The 20097-nt window shown below is 41.3% G+C and carries 11 protein-coding genes; 4 read left to right on the forward strand and 7 right to left on the reverse strand.

Translation table 11 applies throughout. The features are described 5' to 3' along the window. Nucleotides 1-22: 22 nt before the first annotated feature. The 4 genes from ACQFX9_RS14580 to ACQFX9_RS14595 all read right to left on the reverse strand — a co-directional run bounded on the left by ACQFX9_RS14580 (nucleotide 23) and on the right by ACQFX9_RS14595 (nucleotide 9253). A complete protein-coding gene (locus ACQFX9_RS14580) occupies nucleotides 23-5014 on the reverse strand; it encodes an AAA family ATPase (protein WP_427162657.1) in 4992 nt (1663 codons plus the stop codon). Between the two features lie 186 nt (nucleotides 5015-5200). Further along, a complete protein-coding gene (locus ACQFX9_RS14585) occupies nucleotides 5201-7390 on the reverse strand; it encodes a tetratricopeptide repeat protein (RefSeq protein ID WP_427162658.1) in 2190 nt (729 codons plus the stop codon). Between the two features lie 177 nt (nucleotides 7391-7567). Then, on the reverse strand, nucleotides 7568-8344 hold the full coding sequence (locus tag ACQFX9_RS14590) for a PP2C family serine/threonine-protein phosphatase (RefSeq protein WP_427162659.1): 777 nt from the start codon (nucleotides 8342-8344) through the stop codon (nucleotides 7568-7570). A 234-nt stretch (nucleotides 8345-8578) separates the two neighbouring features. Beyond that, a complete protein-coding gene (locus tag ACQFX9_RS14595) occupies nucleotides 8579-9253 on the reverse strand; it encodes a vWA domain-containing protein (RefSeq protein ID WP_236142695.1) in 675 nt (224 codons plus the stop codon). Nucleotides 9254-9772: 519 nt separating this feature from the next. Between ACQFX9_RS14595 and ACQFX9_RS14600 the strand changes: the two genes are divergently transcribed. Further along, nucleotides 9773-11164, forward strand: a complete 1392-nt coding sequence (locus ACQFX9_RS14600; protein ID WP_427162660.1) for a response regulator — start codon at nucleotides 9773-9775, stop codon at nucleotides 11162-11164. A gap of 310 nt (nucleotides 11165-11474) precedes the next feature. Beyond that, complete coding sequence (locus tag ACQFX9_RS14605; protein WP_427162661.1) at nucleotides 11475-13667, forward strand: sensor histidine kinase; 2193 nt, start codon at nucleotides 11475-11477, stop codon at nucleotides 13665-13667. Between the two features lie 43 nt (nucleotides 13668-13710). On the opposite strand, the gene ACQFX9_RS14610 is transcribed toward ACQFX9_RS14605, so the two are convergent. After that, nucleotides 13711-15708, reverse strand: coding sequence for a protein-arginine deiminase family protein (locus ACQFX9_RS14610; RefSeq protein WP_427162662.1), 1998 nt, complete (start codon nucleotides 15706-15708; stop codon nucleotides 13711-13713). 588 nt (nucleotides 15709-16296) lie between these two features. Between ACQFX9_RS14610 and ACQFX9_RS14615 the strand changes: the two genes are divergently transcribed. Continuing rightward, nucleotides 16297-17400 (forward strand): sulfonate ABC transporter substrate-binding protein, encoded by a 1104-nt coding sequence (locus tag ACQFX9_RS14615; protein ID WP_427162663.1) that lies wholly within the window; start codon nucleotides 16297-16299, stop codon nucleotides 17398-17400. Between the two features lie 9 nt (nucleotides 17401-17409). Next, a complete protein-coding gene (locus ACQFX9_RS14620; RefSeq protein WP_427162664.1) occupies nucleotides 17410-18231 on the forward strand; it encodes an NADPH-dependent oxidoreductase in 822 nt (273 codons plus the stop codon). Nucleotides 18232-18319: 88 nt separating this feature from the next. Here the strand turns inward: ACQFX9_RS14620 and ACQFX9_RS14625 are convergent, their stop codons facing one another. Beyond that, the gene (locus tag ACQFX9_RS14625; RefSeq protein ID WP_427162665.1) at nucleotides 18320-19069 is read right to left on the reverse strand and encodes an SDR family NAD(P)-dependent oxidoreductase; all 750 of its coding nucleotides are present in this window, start codon (nucleotides 19067-19069) and stop codon (nucleotides 18320-18322) included. Nucleotides 19070-19472: 403 nt separating this feature from the next. Next, nucleotides 19473-20072 carry a thioredoxin family protein gene (locus tag ACQFX9_RS14630; protein ID WP_427162666.1) on the reverse strand — a complete coding sequence of 200 codons (600 nt, stop codon included), beginning with the start codon at nucleotides 20070-20072 and terminating at the stop codon, nucleotides 19473-19475. Nucleotides 20073-20097 lie beyond the last annotated feature (25 nt).

Below are 20097 nucleotides of genomic sequence, written 5' to 3' on the forward strand. Positions count from 1 at the left end.
CAAATTTGGAGATGAGGCAGGCTTAACCGAGAGGTATTGGCACCTGTCCTTCCGCACCTAAAATCGGTGTGGAGGTACAAGCCCGCAAACCAAAGTCTAAGGCGACTCGATAATTAGCCCAAAAGGGATCGGTGGCAATATCTGTAACGGTGACGGATGCTTTGCAATAGGCAGCAGTTCCACAAGAGCCGACCTCTGGGCCAATTTTAATGCCATCGACTAAGGTATTATAGGCTGCTGGCAAACTGGGAGATGCGGCATAACGTAATCGCCCTTCGGCATCAATCAGCAAAAAGGAACAATAGGCTGGATGGCGAGCATGGCTTTCAATGGATCGAGCAGTTTCTTCCAAAATAGTGTTGAGGGAAACCCCTTGGGCAATCAATGCCAGAATTTTTTGTTGTCCATTCGAGAGTGCTAGGACTTCTGCCAAATCCTGAGACTTTTGTTGAGCATCTTGGAGTGAGTGTTCCAACTGTTGATAGAGTCGGGCATTTTCTAGAGAAATGGCAGCTTGGGTACAGAGGAAATTGAGAATTAAAATTCGCTCTGCGGTAAATACTCCGCAAGTGAGTTGATTATGGAGATATAAAATGCCAGTTAAATGCCCTTGATGGAGTAGGGGGAAACATAGTATGCTTTTGGGCTGCCGTTGTCTGAGATAGTCACCAATCACAGGTAAGGTAGTTTCCATGTTGTCAATCACTACCACTTCTTGGGTGTTTTTGACGTACTGAATCAGCTTGATGGGGACATGAGGATGATTGGCGAGTGGTTCAGCACAGAGTTTTGTTTCATTGGGAGTAGCGTAGACGCTCTGCGGCTTGTCGTCAGACATTGCTCTTACTTGCCATTCTCCAGTCTCACTCAGCAACATCAAGGCACAGCGATCTGCGCCTGAGTTTTGCAGAATGATTTGGGTGAGTTGATGTAGCAGTTCATCAAATTGAATCGTGCTAGAAAGTGCTTGAGAGGCTTTGAGGATGGTGGCAAAATCTAGGGAGTAGTTAATTTTGGTACTAATGGAACTCTTGCGGGTGTTGGTATGACCAGAGACAGATGTTGGGGAGATCGTCGCTAGGGTACTCAAAATGTTTGTAGATGTTTGTGCCTGTTGCAAGATGGGACGGAGCAGATCGGGATAACGGGTTTCTAACTCAGCAATTTTGGCTTTAGCCCCCCAATGGGCATAGCAGTAGTAGGCTTCTTGCATATAGCCTGCGGCAATTCTTTCTTTCTTCCATTGCAGATAGAATCTGGCGGCGAGTTCGTTGGCTAGTGCTTCTTCTTGAATGAATCCGTTGGCTTTTGCTCCTGTAATTGCCCGATCATAAAAATCAATTGCCTCTACTCTGTGGTTTTTCACTCGATGTTGTTCGGCAATGACTAAATCTAATTTATGCTGATAGTTCATAGGAGCCGCTTTTGCCCAAGTTGCCATTTCTTTTAGGTCTTGGTCAATGCGTTCTTCGTATTCTGCTTGATAGGATGCCAATCGAGTGAGGGCATCATAAAAACGATAAATGACATTCAGGGGATTCCCAGTTATTCCACCTAAATACTGTATTGCTGCATCAGCAGATTGAATCGCGACTTCCCAGTTCTCAAACCAGAAAGCGAGCATTAACTTATTAATAAATATATAAGCTAATCCTGCGTGGTCATTCGTGGATTGATAGAAAGACACCATTTCCTTTTCATCGTAAATTTCACCACTAATTAAGCAAGGATCGGGCGATTTTCCTAACAGATTCAAAATCGCTTGATGATGAATTTTTTGGTAGTTAAGAATCCCCCCCTGATTTATTTGTCGCAGAACCTGTTGATAGGAATCCATTTTAGTTTCCAAATCTGATAAGGGTTCACCCATCAAATAAGGGAACATACAGCAGTTCAAAGCAGAGTAACCAGCCGAGGAGGAGTCTCCTGTTTCTAGACCGATGGCATAAGCAGTTTGGAATTGCATCAGGCATTCCCGAAAATGTCTGTTCCAATGAGTGATACCGACACCATTCATCAACAACAACCGAGATTTGTCTTCTTCAGTCCCTAATTTTTGACAAATTTCTAGGGAAAGCTGACCAAATTCATAGCCTGCTTCGTAGTCATTCAAAATTGCACAATGTAGTAATCCATAGGCAGTAAAAAAGAGAGCAGATGCAGGCGATATTCCTTGACGTACAGAGGATTCTATCCCCTGATATACAATTAATGGATATAGGTGAGGCGCAAAGAAATAAGCCGGTGTGCCTACCTGAAACAGAAAACGCATAACAGCGATCGCCAATGGGTCGGTTTCTAGGGGAAGGTCAATTAATTCCCTGGGGGTGCGATCGCCAATGGTTTGTCTAGTCCGCGCCAAGGCGATCGCATAATCTTCTAAAGACGGTGTTTGAGGGAAGGTAATGCCAAACTGACCCAGAAATTCCAACCCCAATCTCAAAGACTCTTCTAATTTGCCCTGGGCAACAAGAGCTTCTAACTGAAGCTCACGTACCCTGACTAAATCTAAATTAGTTCTAGCCCACTTTTGTAACTCCAAGACCAGTCGTTCCATTTCGGCGAAGTCACCTTGTATATATGTGGCTTCGATCATCTGGGTGTAGAAGTCTAAAGCCAGGGAGTAATCTTGCTGCCAAATTTCGGAGCTTAACAGTGATAATGCCGTTTGAAAATAGTTCATCGCCGAACTGTAAGCTGCCGATTTCTTTGCTTGTTTGCCAGCGATAATATTAAGTCGGGCTAACTCGAAGATAGCATGGGGTTCTACTATCTCTAATCGACCGATATTTAACTGATTAACAATTTCAAAAACGGTAATGTGACTATTTCCGTCTTTTTGTGCCTTTAAGAATAAATTGCCAATCTGGAAATGAGTTTGAGATTTCTCCTGTTCTGGAATCAGAGAATAAGCAGCTTGTTGGACGCGATCGTGGAGAAAGCGATAATTGCAGTTTTCCTGTGGAGTATCGGGTGTTTCTGGAGTGGCTGACAAATAAAATTTGTACAAATCACTTTGGGGCAGAATCAACCCTGCGTGTAACGCTTGCCACAATTTTGTAGCCACCTCTGCCTGGGATTGCTCGGAAACGATCGCCAATGTATTTAAATCAAACTGCGCGCCCATACAAGCCGCCAGTTTTAAAATCTCCTGGGTAGCGGTTGGTAGCTTTTGCAACTGCTGCGCCATCAACTCCACCACATCATCAGTTAAAGCTGCATCTTGCACCTGCACAATATCACACTGCCAATACCCCGCATTCGCGTCAAAGTGAATTAACCTGTCTTGATGTAACGCTTTCAAAAACTGGGTCGCAAAGAAGGGATTCCCTTGGGTTTTCTGCATCACCAGTTTTGTCAGTGGTTGCACTAGGGATGTGGCAGCATGAAGGGTATCGGCAATCAGATGATTGAGACTAGTAAAATTTAGGGGTTTTAGGGTAATGGTATTGATTTTTGCCCCAGCTTTCTCCATTCCACTCAGAGTCAACATCAACGGATGAGCGGCAAACACCTCATTATCCCGATATGCCCCTAACAGTAATAAACAGCCCGTTCGCGACTCCGACATTAACACCCGAATCAAATGCAACGAAGCGGAATCTGCCCACTGCAAATCATCGACAAACATTACTAACGGATGTGCAGGGGCAGTAAAAACTTGCATAAACCTGTGAAACAACAAGTTAAACCGATTTTGGGCGGCGGTTCCTGATAGTTCCGGTGCTGGGGGTTGGGTGCCAATAATCCGTTCTAGTTCGGGAATCAGTTCTACAATCACTTGGGCATTTTCTCCCAGGGCGGCGAGAATCTGATTTTTCCAGTGTTGCAATTGGCGATCGCTTTCACTGAGTAGTTGCCCAACTAAGTCTCGAAAAGCTTGCACAAAGGCAGAGAAGGGAATGTTGCGATTAAATTGGTCAAATTTGCCTTTGATGAAGTAACCCCGTTGTTTGACAATCGGCTTATGTACTTCATTGACCACTGCTGTTTTGCCAATGCCGGAAAATCCCGCCACCAGCATCATTTCTGATCTGCCTTGGGCTACCCGTGCAAAAGCATCCAATAATAACTGGACTGCGGTTTCTCTACCGTAGAGTTTTTCAGGGATGAGGAAGCGATCACATAAATCCCTTTGTCCTAAGTCAAAGGCGGCAATTGACTGTGTTTGTTGCCACTGGCTGCAACATTCTGCTAAATCATGCTTGAGTCCCAAGGCACTTTGGTAACGGTCTTCGGCATTTTTAGCCATGAGTTTGGCGACAATTGCCCCCAGAATTTCCGGTATATCAGTATTTACTACATGGGCAGGTGTGGCAATTTTAGCGATGTGACAATGGACTAATTCTAAGGGGTCATCGGTAAGAAAGGGTAGGCGACCTGTGAGTAGTTGATAGAGGGTGACACCCAGGGCATAAAAGTCACTGCGATAATCAATACCGCGATTCATGCGTCCGGTTTGTTCGGGGGCGAGATAGGCTAGAGTGCCTTCTAGGGTGTTGGGGTTTTGAATTTCTTGGGTTTGTTTGGGTAGTAGGGAGGCTATGCTCAGGTCGATGAGTTTAATTTGTTTTGATTGTGGGTGAATGAGGATGTTGGCGGGTTTAATGTCTTTGTGGATGACTCGATGTTGGTGTAGTTGGTGCAGAATATCTGCTAGTTGGATGGCTATGGCTAAAGTGTCTGCTAGGTCTAGGGAATGCTGCTGGATATATGTTTCTAGGGAGATACCTCCCCAGTCTGCCATGATCAGGGCGTAGCTGTTGCCGTAGGGTTCTAGACTTAGGGGTGGGATGATGCCTGTGATGGGTAGATTTTTGGCGATCGCATATTGATTGCGAAATTGTACTAATTCGCCAAATGTGGGATATTCTTGTTGCAGCACCTTAATTACAACTGGTAGTTTCTGATTTTCTTGTACGCCTCGATACACGGCAGTACGAGAACCCCGGTAAATTTGTTCTGTGATGGTGTAGCCAGAAATTTCCGGGACTTTTGGTGCTGGTGGTGTCATAAGCTCAATGACTGATACACTTAGGCGATTTATTACTATTATTACAATGCCCAAATGTATCAATAACTTAACATTTTTGGCTCTATTTCCTCAACCTATAATACCAATTCAGATACCCGACTTTTTCAGAAAGTCGGGTATCTATAACCTCTGATAATTTGTGTGGCAGACTACTAAGAACTGGTATTACTGGTTAGTGCTGATGTATCCCAACATAGCAGAACCTTGGAATAAAGCATTACATTTGCTTTCTTCGACAATACAGATACTACTGAGGGCTTGTTGATAAACTTCTGTATCTTCCTGTTCTAAAGAAAGTTGGGCGGCTAGTTGTAAATCTTCGATGGCTTTGGTGTGTTGGGGGTCAGATTTATGACCTGTTAGTTGTACAATTTCATAGCGCACCATACCCCGTTTTAGGTAAACTTTGGCGAGTTTGTCGTTAATTTTTAAGGCTTGGTCAAAGTCAGCGATCGCCTGTTGGTATTGTTGCACAGAGTTGTTACTATACTGGGCGATTTGATAGCGGACAGAACCACGTTGAAAGTAAGCTTCGGACTTAGCGGCGTTGAGTTTCAAGGCTTGGTCAAAATCTGCGATCGCTTCTTGATATTCTTGGAGCGTGTCGCTACTGTATTTAGCAATTTGGGAGTAAACAATCCCCCTTCTGATATAAGCTTCGGCTTCTTTGTCGTTGAGAATCAAAGCTTGGTTAAAATCTGCGATCGCCAGTTTATATTCTTTATCTGGGTCGTTGCTATATTCTGCCATCATATAGCGCGCATTGCCTCGATTGACAAAGGCTTTGATTTCCTGGGGATTTAGTTGTAGTGCGGCACTGTAGTCTGCTAGCGCGCCTTCGTAGTCTTTGAGATTGTAACGCGCATTACCCCGATTCACGTAGGCTTTGCTGTTGTTGGGTTCTTTTTGGATGGCTTGGGTAAAGTTGTCTGCTGCCTGTTTATAGTCTCGCACTTGGTAAGCTGCATGACCTTGCTGGTAATAATCAGCAAAACTTAAGGTAGGAGGATTAACATTAGGCTGTGTAATTAAGCTTTGCTGGGCATAATGATTCCGTGACACCAAAGGACGAGTTAATTTCATCATTACATCTAAGTATCCCAATACCCCAAACCCCAGCAAGCAACAGACTACAGGATATAGTCGCTTTCTCAGACGGCGGCGTTTTGGTGCAGCACTAGGGTTAGTGGATGGCCAGTTGCTTTGGTATAAAGGCATGACTGGCAATGGTAAACCAATAGGTTGCGTCGGTGGAGAGTAGCGTCTTCTTTTGGTGGTGGTACGGGGACGTAAATGTTCTTTTCTTTCTATCGCTTGCACGGAAGGGAAAGGATCTCTACCACCCAAGCGGACTGCCCGTTCACACCAAGGACAACTATGTAGGTGATTGCTGTAGCGATGCTGGTGATTCGCGCTACAAACAGTCAAAGAATCTTCTGCTTCTGCTAGGGCAGATAACCAAGCTTGAGCCGTAGGACGCTGTTGAGGGGCGTAATGTCCATCCTCAAAACACTGCACAAACAGTTGTTGCAATCGAGGATGCAGAATTTCCCAAGGTGGGGCAATCGGTGTAGGCAGATAAGGGACTTTGCGCTGTTGACTGTAGGTGAAATGTCCAGCCGCAATTCTGGCTTCGTAGGGTGGTGGTTCTGCAACGCCTTGATAAATCCCAGAGAAAGGATGTGTCCCTTCCATTAATAACTGGAAGATTAACACCCCTAAGCCAAAGACATCATGACTTAAATCGCGATCGTGGTGAGCAAAGATTTTATTCTGTAACTCTGGGGGTGTAAATTCCGGTTTACCCACCGGACACCGATACACCATATCGTTTTCGGAGTCACGCACTTGGAAAGAATCTGTATCTACCAAGGTAACTAAGGCTGTATCACTAACGAGAATATTTGACTCGTTGACATCGCCTACACAGTAACCACTATTATGTAAAGCGGCAAAAGCCGCCGCTAAGTTGCGCGCTGTCCGCAGCAAATACTGATAATTAAACAACGGACAGTGTTGACGGCGAGTTCTGGGATTGTAAAAGTCAATGATGGGACGCATTCCCCGAATGCGGGGCATTAAAAATCCCACAATGCTTTTACTGTCATCCGTTCCCCACAATAATTCCTGTGGCCAGGCAATGGAAATATGCCCCAGATTTGCCGTTGGGTTTTCCGGTGGGTTAGCCAGCATCGCCCGTAGTTTATGGGCATGAGCGACTGTTGATTTGTGATAAACCTTAGCGACTAAATCACCTGCGGATGGTACAGCATAAATACAAGCTTCACCACCGCGCCCCAAACTGACGCTAAGACTGAGAATTTCTTCCTGGGGAAGATAACGTAGTACCTTCATGAGCAATCACGGTTAAGGGTTTATTGGGCATGGGGCATGGGGCATTGGGCATTGCTTCTGTTTTCCTACTCCCCCTACCCAATTCGCAATTCGCAATTCGCAATTGATATTCTGATACTCAGAAGTTCTTAATTTTGAATTTTGAATTTTGAATTTTGAATTGATTCACCCCTTGCCTCACAAAAGGGCGGCTAAAATCAGGGTTAAGTCGTCATCAGTACGTTGGGTAATGCGCTCAGAGCCTAAAAACTTCACTAGCTGTTCTTTTGCTTCCGTTTTATCTTCTGTTTTTTCCACAAAATCGAATAAAGGCAAAAAGAACGGTTTGTGAGGTTCGCCAACAACCATATTCAAAGCCAGCATTTGTAGTCCATCGGTGAGGACTCCAATATTTACTATGGCTTCGCGCCACAGTCTCATTTGCGCTGTCTCTAAAGCACCTGGTGAAGTCAAAAAAGTTGTTTCGTTAATATATTCGCCGTTATTGGGGATGGTTAGGGCTAGTAAGTTGCCCATGCGATCCTTTGCTACTGCTAAACCATCACCAATTTGTACGACTGCGACCATTTCTGGGGAGGCGATCGCAATAATTAAGGTAGTTGCTAAATCCTGGGGCTGTTTTTGACAAGCCGCCGCTTCATCTTCCACAGCTTTTTTCGCGGCTAGTAAGGCATCAGTTAACAGCCATTGCACTGTTTCATCTTCAGCTAAGGAGTCTTTAGTTATATTTTTCAGCGAAAGGTTTTCTATGGCTGTTTCTACAGCTACCATCGCACCGATTTTCCCTTGGCTGGCAGAACCCGCACCATCTGCGGCGGCTGCTACTAAAACGTTATCAGGCAATAGTTGCCAGTGGTGGGCATCCTGACACAGCTGCTTATTTTTGAGGTGGCTTGTACCACAGACAGAGGCGGCGACTACCTGCCAATGAGGGTTCTGTTTTGATGTTTTCATATATTTGTTCTGTCAGCTAGCTGTGAAAGTGTCAAGCCGCAATCTAGCTAGAAAGGGGGTAGGGGTTTAGGGGGTGTAAGGGTGTAAGGGGGTAAGGGTGTAAGGGTGTAAGGGGTAAAAAGATTTTCATGTTTGATGAGCAAGCATTATTTCTTTTTACTTTTGCCTTTTGCCTTTTAACTTTTGCCTTTTAACTTTTTACTTTTACCTTTTGCCTTTTGCCTTTTGCCTTTCCTAGATAGAACCCCAGCCAATTGGCGGTAGTGCGATTTGCTCATCTATCTGCGAGTGGGAAACTGCCGACATACTAGCCGATAACCAGACAAACATTTCAATAAAATTTAGCCCTTTGAGTTTTAAGGGTGTGCGGACAGCGATTTGATTGAGGCGCATCATATTCGCGTTTTCTACACCCACACTAAAAAAGGCTACGCGTTTATTTGCTTCATCTCCTTGCAAACGAATTGCCGCTTGCTCGACTAAATGATCTAGTTCGCCTTGTGGCTCTCCATCGGTAATCATAAATACCCATGGGCGATAGTAGGCAATACCATGAGCGCGATACAAAGATTTACGCTCTTGCACCATATCTAAGGCTTTATGAATACCCGCACCCATACTAGTTAATCCTTGGGCTGTCAAAATCGGCGGATTAAATTGATCTGCGGTGACAAAATCTTGCACTACATTGATATGACTATCAAAGGTGACGATCGCAATTTCTACTCGTCTGGCTGCTATGGAATTTTTGATTAATTCATCTTTCAAACTCAGCAAGCCCTGGTTAAGAGCTTCTATGGCATGACCTTGCATTGAACCAGATGTATCAAGTAACAATACACAAGGACAACGTGGTTCTGGATTCTCTGCAAATTCTACTACTTCATCTAGGGTTAATGTATCACTCATAACGTTTTGTGTTATGTTATAGTCCAAAGCTCTATTTTCCTTTTTTCAAAGTATATATTTTCCACAGTGGAAGCCAAAAAAATTCATGGTAGATGTTTGATGGTAGCTGATCTAATCTTCATTCAACAAAGCATTCGCACCGCAATTTCTACATCTTTAATGAAATCTTAATCAGGATGTAGATAAAATAGTGAATGGTTCACATTGGAGACATTAATCTATCTACCGAAATTTATATAGAGCAAACATAGAATATAATAAATATTTCCCATTTGCCTACATGAATTTTTAAAGATTTTGTGTGGGATTTTTATTTTTCTATATAGAAATAAAATTTTTCAAGTATCTCTATCACCATGACAAAAGAATCGTTGTAGCTAAGATAACTTAAAAATAAGAATAGTCAAGAAAGTGAGCATTTTTACAAACTATTACTAATTACTCAGACAAAAAACTTAGCAAATTTGCCTCCTATTCCCCATTCCCCATTCCCTATTCCTTGTTTGTTCCCTATCGAATATGAATCATTCTGGTACATTTACCACACTACGTCCTCAGAGTTTATTAAGACAACTAGCGAGTTGTTTAGACACCACTTGTTTACAGGTTGTCAGTAACTTTGTTACTTGGTCAATTTATCTAGAAAATGGCACAATTACCTATGCCACTCATACGGTAGAACCCTTTGACAGATTAGAACGTCATTTGCGTCGCCTCAGTCAACAATTTCCTTTAGTCACTCCACAGGTGCGTGTTCAGTTACGCTTGCTATTTGAAACTGATTTATACAAACAAATTAACGAGCAGCAAGATGCTGATATCATTCAGCCACAAGATTATCAAGCGATTCAATGGCTGATTAACCAGAAATATTTAGATCAGCAACAGGCTACAGTATTAATTCAGGAATTAGTCAAAGAAGTTATTGAGTCATTTTTGCTAATTAATACTGCTAATTATGAACTAAGTGATTCATCACAAAAGTTACCTGTAATTTGTCGCTTAGATACACCAAAAGTAATAGAACGTTGTCAAAAGAGATTGCAAAATTGGCAGACTTATTTACCAAAATTTACTTCTCCATATCAGCGTCCCTATTTGTTGCTAAATCATACAATCCCTGGTAAAACTTCTCCCGAATTGCAACCCCAATTAACTTACTGGATGAAGGGTTTTAGTCTGCGTCATCTCGCTGTGATTATGAATCAAGATGAAATGCAACTAGCACAATATTTATACCCTTACATCATTACAGGGGAGATTATTTTACATGAACCAGATCCACCATTTGATCAGTTACCCAAGAGGGTGACAGAATTATCAGACACACCTGAATATACAACAGCATTGTTAGAGAAAAAGTTAGTTGAGACGGTTGTAGAACTCAGTAGCAATGCTACGCCTATCACCCCAATTGTAGAGATCGAAAATGTTGCTATTGTCAAGCGATCGCAGATTTCTACTTCTACAACAGCAACCAACAAAGAACTAAATAACACGAACTCTTCTCCTGAAAGAGTAATTCCCGCTACCGTTACTCCAGAAAAACTCTACAAAATCGTATCTGTAGATGACAGTCCCACAATTTTAAAAGAAATTAGTTATTTTTTAGAGACGGAAAACTTCACTGTCATTACCATTAGTGACCCCTTAAAAGCGGCGATGTCAATTATTAGGCACAAACCAGACTTAATTTTATTAGATTTGAATATGGCGGGAATTGATGGTTATGAACTGTGCAGAATTATCCGTAATAATTCGATGTTTAAAAATACGCCGATTATTTTTGTGACAGGCTCTAAAGGCATAGTAGATAAAGTCAAAGCCAGATTAGTAGGTGCGTCAGGATACTTAACTAAACCATTCACCCGTGCGGAATTGTTGAAAATGGTGTTTATGCACTTGACGTAATGGAAGTTGAGTGTTGAGCAAGTATGGTATTGCGGTTAAACACTTAAACCCTTAAACTCCTATAGGAATCCGCTTTGATTCCTGAAATTATTTGCGTAGGGAGGGAACAGGGAACAGGGAACAGGAAAGAAGGAATCAAAGTGTACTGAGTTCTTTTCAAAAATCAAATAGGAATCCTATACATCTTTAGATCCGTTTTGAATTTTGCATTCTGTAACTGGGAATACTAACCATGTAGCTATCAAGCTTCGCTGATGGTTTTGAATTGCCTGTATTTGGGAATTGGCAAAGATTCCAAATGGAAACAGAGATGAAAAAGTATAAACTCAGAAAATTTACAGCCTTCCCACTACAGATGGTGCTAATTGTTCCCTTTGTGCTGCAAATTTTCGGTGCAGTGAGCTTGGTAGGCTACTTGTCCTTTAAAAATGGACGAAAAGAAGTGCAGGAATTGGTCAATAAATTGATGGATCGAACCAATGATCTGGTTGAGCAACACCTTAACTCTTATCTGGCTATTCCCCACAAGATTAACCAAATTAATGCTGATGCGATCGCAATGGGATTATTGGATGTGCGCGATCGCAAAACTCTCGGCAAGCACTTTTGGAAATTGATGCAGGTTTATGACCTAACCTACATTGGCATTGGACTGACAACAGGCGAAGGCGCAGGTGCGGCTCGTTACGATGGCAAAACGGTAACAATTGATGATTGGGGGGCTAAGTTACCAAATAACGCTAAAAACTATGCTACTGATGACCAAGGCAATCGCACTCGCGTTAATAGCACCTACGACTACAATAACTTTCATGAAAGTTGGTACACAGAACCAATCAAAGCAGGTAAACCTATTTGGTCACGGATCTACATTTGGAATAATGATCAAGAATCATATATTACAGCCAGTACAGGTCGTCCCATATATGATGCTCAAAACCGATTGCTGGGAATGGTTGGTTCTGATATTCATCTGTTAAAACTAAGTGAATTTTTACGGCGGTTGGATGTTAGCCGCTCAGGACAAGTTTTCATTATGGAACGCAATGGGATGTTGATTGCCAATTCCAGCACTGAGCAACCATTCACTATAGTTAATCAGAAGATTCAACGGTTGCAAGCTACTGACAGCCCAGATCCCGCAGTGAAAGAAATTGCCAAACAGATTCAACAACGAGTACATGGGTTGGAGTCAATTACTGCGCCTCAGAAATTACAACTCAAATTGCGGGGAGAACGTCATTTTGTCTATGTTACCCCCTGGCGTGATCAATATGGATTAGATTGGCTGGTGGTAGTAAGTTTACCAGAAAAAGCTTTTATGGCTAACATCAATGCCAATAAACAAACTACGATCTCGCTTTGCTTAGGGGCATTAGGTATAGCAACTATCATCGGTTATTTCACATCCATCTGGATTACCCGCCCAATTTTGCGAATCAAATTGGCAAGTCAGGCGATCGCATCAGGTAAATTAGACCAAACAGTTGATCACAGTAATATTCAAGAACTTAACATCTTGGCCCAATCTTTTAATTATATGGCAGGGCAATTAAATGAACTTTTTACTACCATTGAAGCTAGTAATGTAGAACTAGAAGACAGGGTAGAAGAACGTACAATTGAACTCAAAACAACTTTAAATGAGTTACAACGCACCCAAGCCCAGGTAATTCAAAGTGAAAAAATGTCCAGTTTGGGTCAGTTAGTGGCAGGTGTCGCCCATGAAATTAATAATCCAGTGAACTTTATTCATGGCAATATCACTCACCTTCATGAGTACACTCAAGATTTGCTGAGGATGATTCACCTGTACCAAGAACGTCATCCTGAAGATGACCCAGAAATACAAGCTCTAGCTGAAGAAATTGATTTAGAATTTTTGACCGACGATTTGCAGAAGATGTTATCTTCCATGAAAATGGGAACTGATCGCATTCGTAGCATTGTCCTATCATTGCGGAATTTTTCGCGTATGGATGAGGCAGAATTTAAAGCAGTGAACATTCATGAGGGAATCGAAAGTACGCTGTTAATTCTGCAACACCGTCTCAAAAATCAACCAGAATTACCAGCAATTGAAGTCATCCGTGACTATGGCAATCTACCACTAGTAGAATGCTATCCTGGACAACTGAATCAAGTGTTCATGAATATTTTGGTCAACGCCATCGATGCCTTAGATGAAGTCAACCTCAAGCACACTGATGAGGAAAAAAAGGCTAATCCCAGTCAAATTACTATCTGTACATCTGCTAATGATCATCAATGGGTAGAAATTGCGATCGCTGATAATGGCACAGGAATACCTGAACCATTGAAAAACCGCATTTTTGACCCCTTCTTTACTACCAAACCCATAGGTAAAGGTACGGGAATGGGTATGGCTATCAGCTACCAAATCATTACCGAAAAGCATGGTGGCAAATTAGAGTGCTTCTCCAAACTAGGCACCGGCACAGAGTTGATCATTCAAATACCAATCAAACAGAATGGGCATTAGAATAGGGTGTTGACTCTGCGCTCACACCCCATTCTCATTTGTTTCAAGGCAAAAATGTAGGCTCAATCTCCCACCATTTTTGGGCAAAAGGTTGGCGACGTGTATTAGTTCCGCAATGAATTTCGCCTCGTTTGCGGAAGTAGGGTTCCCAATCATCGATGAAGTGACAAACTAAACCCAACGGTTCTAAAACTTGTCGTACATAAGCCTCAAATTGACATTGATGATCTAACTTCGGCCCGAATGGTTTGGGAATACCAAGGTGCTGATTGAGGACAATCATGTTAACCATGTTTGGTAAAAAAGTTTCGGCTCTCCCATCGCCATCATCTCTAAATAAAGCAGGTAGTTCAATAATATCTGCGTCGCTTAATTCTAATTCTTGTTTGAGAATTTCTCGATTCCAATGAATGTGTTCTTGATATCTTTGGTTTTGGTTGGTTAAATCTTGATTATCGAGAATATCTGCAATCGTAATATCGGCTGGTTTTCTGTCGAGTTTTTTGCCTTCTCTTAATAATAATTGACCATGACCTTGCTCTCGCAGATGTTTGAGAATGTTATAAGCTTGGTTGGGACTGGCTAATAGTAATTTAAATCCTTTATCGGTAGGCGCAGGGACAAATGTCATAAACTCATCAATATGTCCTACACTCAGCCAGTCCGAAAAAATTTCTAGGGGTGCTTGAATTTTTTGAGCATAGAGAAAATCTCGCAATACTCTTAACATCCGCCGTGGTTCGGGGATAATATCCTTGCGAGTTCCGCCGAAAATCAACCGCCCCAAGGGATAGTGAACACCTTTGACTGTCACTGGTGGGGAAACTTCTAAATTCCCAAAAGAGTCTAATTTTGTGGCTAAATAGCGACTTTTTCGGGTGAGATAGCCAAAGTCAATTCCTAGTAGTTTGCGTTTGGGAAATTCTGCGAGTCCGCGATCGCGTGGGGAATCAAAGACGACGGGAAGTAGATGTCCTGGGGCTTGAGTGTAACCAATTTCAATCTCGTCTTGTACCCAGGGATCATCTTGATGAAACTCATAGGGGATAATATCAAGTTGAGCGTTAGCTTGTGCAACAACTTTTCTCAGTTCATCAATAAATTCTTTATTCTCGCCAGTAGATAAACGCGAAACAAATACTGTAATTGGTGATAAAGTATTAGGAGTCATGATCCAAGGTGCAACTCGAAATACTACGCGATCGCTATATACAGATTTACCATCTTTGACCAGACTTAAACTAATTTCAACTAAGCCGTCAAAATCAAAATCAGGATAACTCAACCCTTCAATGGCTAAAATAATATCCCGATCAGTATCCCTGATTCTCGCTCTAGAAATACCAGGGCCAATTAACTCATAACCGTCTCGATCTAATTCATCATAAATGCGAATGCGTTGGGCAGTATCTTTACTAACTGATAACTCTAGTTCATATCCAGCAGGTAAATTTCTCAACCCAGCTTTACGCACAATCATAAAGCTAAAATCTTTCAGGTCAAGTAATCCTTGAATTAAACTCGCTTCATGATCACTCCGACCATCAGAATAAACGATATCGCGATCGCTATTCACTAATAAGACTGCGCCATGTCCATTACTTCCCCATTCCCAATTACTTTTATGGGGATTGTTAGCTTCAATAATTCCGTCTCTATCTGCATCAACATCAAGACAAACTTGTACCGCCGTTAACTTGATCCGCAATTGTTTTAGCAAACTACCATGATCATCTTGAAAAGTAATTTGTAAAGTTCTGTCTGCAATTTGATCACTAAAAGTTCTAGCTAGAAGATAAATTTTCTGAACTTGTGTGAGAAACAAAGGAGTTTGTGCAGCAATTGCTTGGTTATGATCTCCCAATAATTCTATTTCGCCTGTTGTTTTGAAAATCACAACTGTGCTTTGTGGTGGAGCCAGCGTTTTTAAAGAAACTTGCACTGGTCGACCAACTACAACTACATCTTCATAGTTACCACTACGTTCTCTATTACTCAAGCGATGCTCATCTAAGGCTGCCAATTCTAGTAATTCAGTCATAAGATTAATTGAGTTTATCTTGATATAGAACAGACTTCAACTAACTAAACCACCTTAATCGCTGTGAAATCATTTTGAGAATTTGTTGATTTTTTTTAGAAAAATGAAATATTGCTAAATTTACTGATGTGGTCTCACTAATCCTATACTAATTTCAAAAATTGATAACAATTTGATTAATAAATTTTTCTGATATATCATGCAGTGTTTTCTTCTAAAAAGGCGTAGCCTCCCGTAGAGAAGAGAGTGGATAGTCCAGTAGATGTAAGACTACTTATCCCTATCGTCTGATCACAAACAATCCACAATAATTTCTTAATATACTTAGTTTATTTTATACGCATAACTTAGATCAACGCACTGATTGGGAAAAACCCTGTCTTTCTCAATCAGCAACTTGTTCTTATGCTTAAATGCGGCAGCGAAAACCTATTTACTAAAGTCTTTATAGAGTGCTACTATCTTAATTAAATAATTAAGTACACTAAATCGACCGATTTACAGTAAATAGGGATATGATATCAACTCAGCTAACACAGCAGTAGCAATAATCAACTTAATATTTCAGATAAAAAGGTGTAAAACTTCATGTTGAAATTTATATTTCAGCGCACGATGATTTATTGGCGAAAACAGTTAACCTTGAGATTTACCATTCAAAAAAGCTTACTATCGATTCTTTCTATAAAATTGTTGGGAGCGTTTATTACTGGTTTAGCCCTCAGTTTTTTATTTGCCGCTTGTACAGCTAATAATGCTAGTAATACTACTAATGTATCTGCAAACAATAACAATCAAAATCAAGCATCAGTAGTCAGAATAGGCTATCAAAAATCAGCTATTATCCTAAAAAGTAGAGGACTTTTAGAAAAGCGATTACAGCCAGAAAATGTATCTATTGAATGGATTGAATTTCCGGCTGGGCCGCAACTTTTAGAAGCTATGAATGTTGGTAGTATCGACTTTGGACATACTGGAGAATCGCCCCCAGTTTTTGCTCAAGCCGCAGGTGCAGAGATTGCATACATTGCTGGGATTGCTCCTAGTCCTGCGAGTTCCGCCATTTTAGTTGCTCAAAATTCTCCGATTAAAACAGTCAATGATCTAAAAGGTAAAAAGGTTGCTTTTCAAAAAGGTTCTAGCGCGCATTATATGCTAGTGCAAATTTTAGAGAAAAATGGATTGAAATATAGTGATATTCAACCTATATACTTACCCCCTGCTGATGCGCGTGCTGCTTTTGTTAAGGGTAGTATTGATGCTTGGTCAATTTGGGACCCGTTTTACGCCGCAGCTGAACAATCTAGTAATGCCCGTGTGTTAATTGATGGTACGGGAATCAATAAACTAGGCGGATATTACCTGGCAAGCCAAAATTTTGCCAAGACAAAACCACAAATTATCAAAGCCATGTTAGAAGAAATTCAAAATGTAGAAACATGGTCTGATCAAAATCGTGAAGAAGTGGCAAAAACTCTCTCACCAATTTTAGGCATTGATTTGGCAACCATGAAAAAAAGTACAGACAGAAGAAAATTTGGAGTGACACCCATTACTCCAGAATTAATCACTCTTCAGCAGCGAGTGGCTGATAAATTCTATGAGTTAAAATTGATTCCCAAACAAATTAACGTCAAAGAAGCGATGCTGACATCTGAGCAATACGCCGCTTTTTCACCTAAAATCCAATAATTTGTAATTATGACTAATCCTACTGATTTGCTTCATCGTCGCTATGGTGTAGACGCATTTAATGCAGATATTCCTTGGAACCAGACAATATCTAATTTGCTCTCTCACCGTTCCATCCGCGCTTACCTGAATGATCCTCTACCAGCAAACACTCTGGAAACTTTGATAGCAGCTGCACAATCAGCGTCTACTTCTTCTAATCTCCAGACTTGGAGTGTAGTTGCTGTTCAAGATACGACACGCAAGGAGAAGTTATCACAGTTGGCGAATAACCAAGCACATATTCGCCAGTGTCCTTTATTTTTGGTGTGGTTAGCAGATTTGGCAAGATTAACACACATTGCTGAAAACCAAGGATTACCCCATGAAGGTTTGAATTACCTGGAAATGTTTTTGATGGCGGCTATTGACGCTACATTAGCAGCACAAAATGCGGCGATCGCTGCTGAATCTTTGGGTTTGGGAACAGTCTACATTGGTGCATTGCGTAACCGTCCAGAAGCAGTAGCAGAGGTTTTGAATTTACCACCCCATGTTGTTGCGGTGTTTGGGTTGTGTGTAGGTTATGCAGATTCATCTATTAATGTAGAAGTTAAACCACGTTTACCCCAAGCAGCAGTATTACATCGGGAAACTTATCAGTTAGAAAAACAAGAACAGGAAATTGAACTGTATAACCAAATCATGAAACAATTTTACAGTTCTCAACAGATGAATGTTGGTGGTGATTGGTCAGAACACTCAGCCAAACGCATAGCATTTCCTGAATCTCTATCGGGACGCGATCGCCTGCGAGAAGCCTTGAACAATCTGGGGTTTGAATTGCGTTAACTAAAGTGCTTTTAGCATTGTATGGGTGTGGGATGAATTTAAACACAAATCATCCCACTCAGAAGCAACACCGAATTTTGAATTAATCTTACCGTTCCTGCTGAGTTGGTCGAATTAGAATTTCATTCACATTCACATGGGGTGGCTGAGTTACCGCATAGGCGATCGCATTGGCAATATCTTCACTTTGTAGTGGTGTAATAGCTTTTAATCGTTCTTCAACATTTTTCTTCGCTACAGGATCGGTGACATGATTATTAATTTCAGTCTCCACCAAACCAGGCTCAATCACCGTGACACGGATGTTATCTTTTAACACTTCCTGACGTAATGCTTCGGAGATAGCATTAACTCCCCATTTAGTGGCGTTATATATGCCAACACCTGCACGAGCTATCCGGCCAGCTACTGAAGAGATATTGACGATGTGACCACTACCTTGAGCTTGGAAAATGGGTAAAACAGCATGGGTAGTATAAAGTACACCAAAAACATTAACATCAAACATTCGCCGCCAGTCGGCAGTGTTACCACCAGCAATATTACCAGTTAAAGCCACACCTGCATTGTTAACTAGAATATCTACTCGTCCTAACTCTGCGTTTGTCTTGTGGATGAGGTTGTTAGCTTGGGTTTCGTCAGTAACGTCAGTCACAATTGGTAAGGCTGCACCACCATTTTCAGTGATGCGTTTTGCTAATGCAGCCAAGCGATCGCCTCTTCTGGCTGCAATCACTACTTTTGCCCCTTCTGCGGCTAAAGCGATCGCTGTGGCTTCTCCAATTCCCGAAGAAGCTCCGGTAACAATGGCTATCTTGTTCTCTAGTTTACCTGTCATAATTTACTCCTGAATCATCTATAAATGCCATACTTTAGGAGGATTAATTTTATTTTTTAAACCTATAAATTTGTGCTTATCTTAATTACTCATTATTAGCTAATTTACTTGCTTCATCATAAGAAATCAGGAGAAATATTACAATTAAATTTGATGAATTTAAGCATCAGAAATTAAGATTTTGTCCAGCAATAAAAAATATAGGCATATTTCTCAATATACCTATATTTATGTAAGGATAATACCAATTCAATAAAATCATGAAACAGTTCTAAATCCAGAAACACTTGCAAAATATAGATTTCTTAATTTTGAATTTTGAATTTTGAATTTTGAATTGGTCTGAGGAAGATGGAGACTAGAGAAATATTCTGATTCAGCAATAGTAAATAGCATGAATTTCTCAAACTGCGATCGCTGGATTTTGGAAATATACAGGTTCATTGCCAGGCTTCCATTTAATGTTACAACCAATGCTGGGTTTCTGCTCTCTGTCTACATCTCGACCAGCTAAAACAGCTGCGATCGCACCCCGCAAATCTTTGCCAGTTACAGGGATACCATTTTGTGGACGACTATCGTCTAACTGTCCACGATAGACAAGTTTGCGGTTTTCATCAAACAGAAAGAAGTCAGGAGTACAAGCAGCAAAAAAATCTTTAGCCGTCTTTTGTGTCTCGTCAAACAGCAGAGGGTAATTTAAATCTAATTCCTGTGCAAAAACTTTTAAAAATTCCGGTGCATCATCGGGATGATTATTCACATCATTAGCACTAATCGCCACTATTCCCAGGTTACTTTGTGCATAGTCCTTTCCTAGTTGAGCTAATTCCAACTTAATATGTTGGACAAAAGGACAATGACGACTTAAAAATATGACTAACAAGGCCTTTTTGTGAGCGAAATCTGAGAGAGTAACTATCTTACTAGAAACCACATCCGGTAAATAAAAATCAGGTGCTAAAGTACCCAAAGGTAACATTGTCGAAACAGTTCTTACCATAAAACATCAATCCTTGCTTAAATCC

Origin of the sequence: Aliinostoc sp. HNIBRCY26, assembly GCF_050235535.1 — a bacterium.
Classification (GTDB): Bacteria; Cyanobacteriota; Cyanobacteriia; order Cyanobacteriales; family Nostocaceae; genus Trichormus.

Bases quoted from the DNA above. Each gene is read 5' to 3' on its own strand.
- ACQFX9_RS14580 (WP_427162657.1), bottom strand. From the start codon at position 5,014: ATGACACCACCAGCACCAAAAGTCCCGGAAATTTCTGGCTACACCATC.
- ACQFX9_RS14585 (WP_427162658.1), bottom strand. From the start codon at position 7,390: ATGAAGGTACTACGTTATCTTCCCCAGGAAGAAATTCTCAGTCTTAGC.
- ACQFX9_RS14590 (WP_427162659.1), bottom strand. From the start codon at position 8,344: ATGAAAACATCAAAACAGAACCCTCATTGGCAGGTAGTCGCCGCCTCT.
- ACQFX9_RS14595 (WP_236142695.1), bottom strand. From the start codon at position 9,253: ATGAGTGATACATTAACCCTAGATGAAGTAGTAGAATTTGCAGAGAAT.
- ACQFX9_RS14600 (WP_427162660.1), top strand. From the start codon at position 9,773: ATGAATCATTCTGGTACATTTACCACACTACGTCCTCAGAGTTTATTA.
- ACQFX9_RS14605 (WP_427162661.1), top strand. From the start codon at position 11,475: ATGAAAAAGTATAAACTCAGAAAATTTACAGCCTTCCCACTACAGATG.
- ACQFX9_RS14610 (WP_427162662.1), bottom strand. From the start codon at position 15,708: ATGACTGAATTACTAGAATTGGCAGCCTTAGATGAGCATCGCTTGAGT.
- ACQFX9_RS14615 (WP_427162663.1), top strand. From the start codon at position 16,297: ATGTTGAAATTTATATTTCAGCGCACGATGATTTATTGGCGAAAACAG.
- ACQFX9_RS14620 (WP_427162664.1), top strand. From the start codon at position 17,410: ATGACTAATCCTACTGATTTGCTTCATCGTCGCTATGGTGTAGACGCA.
- ACQFX9_RS14625 (WP_427162665.1), bottom strand. From the start codon at position 19,069: ATGACAGGTAAACTAGAGAACAAGATAGCCATTGTTACCGGAGCTTCT.
- ACQFX9_RS14630 (WP_427162666.1), bottom strand. From the start codon at position 20,072: ATGGTAAGAACTGTTTCGACAATGTTACCTTTGGGTACTTTAGCACCT.